This is a genomic window from Patulibacter medicamentivorans (assembly GCF_000240225.1).
Classification (GTDB): Bacteria; Actinomycetota; Thermoleophilia; order Solirubrobacterales; family Solirubrobacteraceae; genus Patulibacter; species Patulibacter medicamentivorans.
The window spans coordinates 1-3,872 of record NZ_AGUD01000328.1; the positions used below are offsets into that span (position 1 = coordinate 1).

Consider the following 3,872-nt stretch of genomic DNA (forward strand, 5'->3'; position numbering starts at 1 on the left):
TTCGTGGACCGAGGAGGTCGCCGCCGGGAAGCGAGAGCCGTGCGCCGGCACTGCCGAGCGCGCCAGGCGGCGAGATCCGAAGCGTCCACGGACGCCTCGCGCCGCCCGCCGCGGGTAGATGCGAGGTGCACGTAGACCAAGCAGGTCGGGGCAGGCGATGCGAGAGCCGTACCCGGTACCGCCGAGCGTCGCCCGGCCCGAGATGCGCCGGTATACGTGCGCCTCGCGCCGCCCGCTAGACGTCCAGGTCGACCTCGGCCTCGCCGCCGCTCGGCCCCTTGATGTGGAGGACCAGCGGGCGGTTCTCGAGCGAGGACTGCGGGATCTTGAAGAGCAGCAGCTCGCCCTGCGTGGTGCTGGCGCCGGCCGGGCTGTTGGCCTCGGGCAGCACGCCGCTGCCGCTGCCGACGGCCGCCGGGACCGTCGCCTGGCGGTAGAGGAAGGGGTTCGGCGGGTTGCGCGGATCCTTGGCGACGAACGGCTCGAACTTCTCGCCCTGGGTGTCGACGATCTCGAACCCGTCGGCCGCGGCCGAGAGCAGCGGCTTCTTGGTGTCGTTGTAGGCCGCGATCCAGACGCCGAAGAAGACCTCGTCGTCGATCTTGCTCGGGCGCTTGGCGAGCGCCGCCTCCTGCGGGGTCAGGCCGCGCAGGTACTCGCTGTCCTCGGCGTCGACCTTCTCGGGGTCGCCCTTGGCGGCGACGTTCTCGAAGTCGCCGGGGTTGAGCTGACGCGAGATCTGCACCTGGTACTTCAGGTACGGGCCGCCGTCTGGTCCGACGGAGACGAAGATCGCCTCGGTCTCGGCGCTGGTGACGACTTCCTGCTTGGAGCCGCAGGCGGTGAGGGCGGTGGCCGACAATGCGACCGCCAGCAGAGGGATGAGCCGCTGACGCATGAGGCGGCAGTCTAGTTCAGGCGGAAGCCGGACGCCGGCTTCCTCGCGCCGCCGGCGATCGTCACGCGCTGACCGGTCTTGGCCGACTCGCTCCCCTCCTCGAGGATCGTGCGCAGCCGACCGAGGCCCTTGCGCAGCGCGCCGCGGGCGACGAGGCCCTGGGTGGCGACGGCCTCCATGATCCGATCGGACGGGAGCTTCGGCTCGGTCTCGACCGTGAAGGTCACGCGGACGCTGTCGCCGGGATCCGGCTTGACCGTGATCTCGCCGTGGACGAGCGTCCGGTCGTACTTGCCGCCGCGGCCGACGAACGCGATCCGGTAGGGCGCCTCGACCTCGGTGAAGGTGACGTCGAAGTACGAGAAGCGGTGGAACCGCAGCTTCGCCCGGAAGCGCGCGCCGGCGCCGCGGCCGATCGAGTCCTCGCGGGTCAGGTGCCAGTCCACGAGCCGGTGTCCGAGGAACTCCGGGTGGTTGGCGATGTCCTGGAGGTAGGCGAACACCTCCTCGCGCGGGCGCTGGATGGAGATCGAGGCGCTGACCGGGTCCACGGCCAGCAGTCTAGCCGGCCGCGCGATCGGATCCGACGCCCCGGGGCGCCGCGATCAGGCGATGTCGCGGTCGGCCGCGGGACGCAGCCGCTGGGCGCGGATCTCCTCGCCGTGGCGGACCGGAACGGTCGCGATCGGCTGCTCCTTGCGGGACGGGCGGCAGAGGGCGCAGAGCTTGCGGTCGCGGGCGTAGCGGTAGACGACCTCGCCGACCAGCGGGGTACGGCCGCAGCGGTCGCAGCAGAGGCGCTCGGCGTGCAGCGAGGAGACCCCGATCCGCAGCAGGTGGCGCTCGAGGTCGGGCTCGGAGATCGGTTCGCGGCGCATCACGCCGTGCTGTTCGACGGCACCCGGCGAACTCCTCCCCGCCGGTTCGCGACCTGCGGTCCGCGCCGGGTCCCGCCTCGCGACCACCCTAGACTGCTGCCTCATGGCCCACCGGATCGCCGTGCTGTCCCAGAAGGGCGGCACCGGGAAGACGACCACCGTCCGCACGCTCGCCGACGCCTTCCGCCGCGTGGGGCTGCGGGTCCTGGCGATCGACCTCGATCCCCAGGGCAACCTCTCGGACTACTTCGACCTGCCGCCGGACGCCCAGCCGACGATCGCCGACGTGCTCCAGGGCCGGGTCGTCGCCGCCGGCGCGGTCCACGACGGCGTGATCCCCGCGAACCTGCAGCTGGCCGAGGCCGAGCTGGCGCTGGCCGGCAAGATGGGCCGCGAGCTGTCGCTGAGGAAGGTGCTGCGGGACAGCGACGACGAGCTCGACGTGGTGCTGCTCGACTGCCCGCCGAACCTCGGCCTGCTGACCGTCAACGCGCTGGTCGCGTCGAGCCACGCCCTGATCGCCTGCGAGGCCCAGTACTTCGCCCTCCAGGGCGTCGAGCAGGCCCTGCAGGTGATCGAGCTGGCCCGCGACGGCCTCAACCCCGACCTCGACTGGCTCGGGACGGTCGTGACCAAGGCCGACCTGCGCACCGTCCACTCCCGCGAGGCCGTCGAGCAGCTGCGCGAGGCGCACCCCGACAAGGTCCTCGACACGGTCATCCGCTCGTCGATCGCCTACGCCGAGTCGGCCGAGCGCGCGGTCTCGATCCTCGACCACCGGCCGGAGCTGGGCGCCGACTACCTGGACCTCGCGGCCGAGATCTGCGACCGGCTCGGCGAGGACCCGTCGCGCCGGCGGCTGCAGCGGATGGCGAAGGCCGCGCGGAGCTAGCCGCCCGGGGCGCGCGTCGCCTCAGGCGCGCGCCGCGCCGACGCCGACCCGCGCGCCCTCGGCGGCGAACGGCGCGTGCAGCACCTGCGCCCAGCCCGCGGCACGGGCGGTGGCCGCGTCGACGACGGCCGGGGCGTCCTCGCTGCGGACCCACAGCATCACCGTCGGGCCGGCCCCCGAGACCGTCGCCCCGAGCGCGCCGAGCGTCGCGTGATCGTCGATCAGCGCCGCCGAGCGCGGGAAGAGCGCCGCGCGGTGGGGCTGGTGGAGGACGTCGCGGAGGCTGTGGGCGACGACGTCGAGGTCGCCCCGCTCCAGGCCGATCGCCAGCGCGGCGGCCCAGGCGACGTTCTTGGTCGCGTCCTCGAGCGGCACGTGCTGCGGCAGCACCGCCCGGGCGGCGGCCGTGCGGACCGCCTCGTCGGGGACCACGAAGACCGCCTCGAGGCCGGGCGGCGGATCGATCCGCACGGTCCAGGTCCCGTCGCTGAGGATGAAGCCGCCGTGCAGCGCGGCGGAGACGTTGTCCGGGTGGCCCTCGATGTCGACGGCCAGCGGCAGCAGCGCGTCGGGCGTGGTCGCGCCGCCGTCGAGCGCCGCCGCGGCGGCCAGGCCGGCGACGATCGCCGTCGCGCTCGACCCGAGGCCGCCGGCGAGCGGCACGTCGGTGCGGACCCGGAACGTCAGGCCGTCGGCCGGCCGCAGCCGCTCGAACGCCTGGACGACCACGTTGCTGCGGTCGGTCGGCAGCGGCAGGTCGTGCTCGACGGCGAAGTGGCCGGTCTCCTCGACCTCCAGGTGCAGCCAGAGCCCGATCGCCGCGGCCATGCAGTCGAAGCCGGGGCCGAGGTTGGCGCTCGAGGCGGGGACGGAGACGCTGACGGTACGACCCATGCGACAGGCGACCATACTGGACCGTCGCCGGGCCCCGCCGACCCCGTCGGGAGCCTCCCGCGGCTCGTACGGGGTACCCGCTCGGCGGACCGGACGGGGTTCGGGCGGCGCTCCGCCGCCGCCCGCCGACCCGCCGGTGTGGCAGCCTGCGGGCATGGCCTCGCCCCCGCGCCGCTCGCCGTCGCTGCTGCCCGTGATCGCCGTGCTGGCGGTGGCGCTGGTGGCCGCGCTGGTCCTGCTCGCGACCCGCGACGGGGGCGACGACGGTCGCCCCGCGGCGGGTGCCACGACCGCCGCGCGGACCGTCGCC

5 protein-coding genes are annotated in these 3,872 nt (G+C 74.3%); 1 reads left to right on the forward strand and 4 read right to left on the reverse strand.

The genetic code is table 11. The features are described from left to right. Positions 1-235: 235 nt before the first annotated feature. From PAI11_RS23345 to PAI11_RS23355, 3 genes are read right to left on the reverse strand one after another with little or no spacing between them, the layout of a single operon-like run. Positions 236-898: a hypothetical protein gene (locus tag PAI11_RS23345; protein ID WP_007579490.1), complete on the reverse strand. Its 663-nt coding sequence runs from the start codon at positions 896-898 to the stop codon at positions 236-238. Between the two features lie 11 nt (positions 899-909). Further along, positions 910-1,449 (reverse strand): SRPBCC family protein, encoded by a 540-nt coding sequence (locus PAI11_RS23350; protein ID WP_007579493.1) that lies wholly within the window; start codon positions 1,447-1,449, stop codon positions 910-912. Positions 1,450-1,503: 54 nt separating this feature from the next. Next, positions 1,504-1,776 (reverse strand): hypothetical protein, encoded by a 273-nt coding sequence (locus PAI11_RS23355; RefSeq protein WP_040601523.1) that lies wholly within the window; start codon positions 1,774-1,776, stop codon positions 1,504-1,506. Between the two features lie 103 nt (positions 1,777-1,879). On the opposite strand from PAI11_RS23355, the gene PAI11_RS23360 reads away from it, so the two are divergent. Then, the gene (locus tag PAI11_RS23360; RefSeq protein WP_007579497.1) at positions 1,880-2,668 is read left to right on the forward strand and encodes a ParA family protein; all 789 of its coding nucleotides are present in this window, start codon (positions 1,880-1,882) and stop codon (positions 2,666-2,668) included. 21 nt (positions 2,669-2,689) lie between these two features. Here the strand turns inward: PAI11_RS23360 and thrB are convergent, their stop codons facing one another. Further along, the gene (thrB, locus tag PAI11_RS23365; protein WP_007579499.1) at positions 2,690-3,562 is read right to left on the reverse strand and encodes a homoserine kinase; all 873 of its coding nucleotides are present in this window, start codon (positions 3,560-3,562) and stop codon (positions 2,690-2,692) included. Positions 3,563-3,872: the final 310 nt, after the last annotated feature.

Excerpts from the sequence above, each read along its gene's own strand:
- PAI11_RS23360 (WP_007579497.1), top strand. The coding sequence starts at position 1,880 with ATGGCCCACCGGATCGCCGTGCTGTCCCAGAAGGGCGGCACCGGGAAG.
- PAI11_RS23345 (WP_007579490.1), bottom strand. The coding sequence starts at position 898 with ATGCGTCAGCGGCTCATCCCTCTGCTGGCGGTCGCATTGTCGGCCACC.
- thrB (WP_007579499.1), bottom strand. The coding sequence starts at position 3,562 with ATGGGTCGTACCGTCAGCGTCTCCGTCCCCGCCTCGAGCGCCAACCTC.
- PAI11_RS23355 (WP_040601523.1), bottom strand. The coding sequence starts at position 1,776 with ATGCGCCGCGAACCGATCTCCGAGCCCGACCTCGAGCGCCACCTGCTG.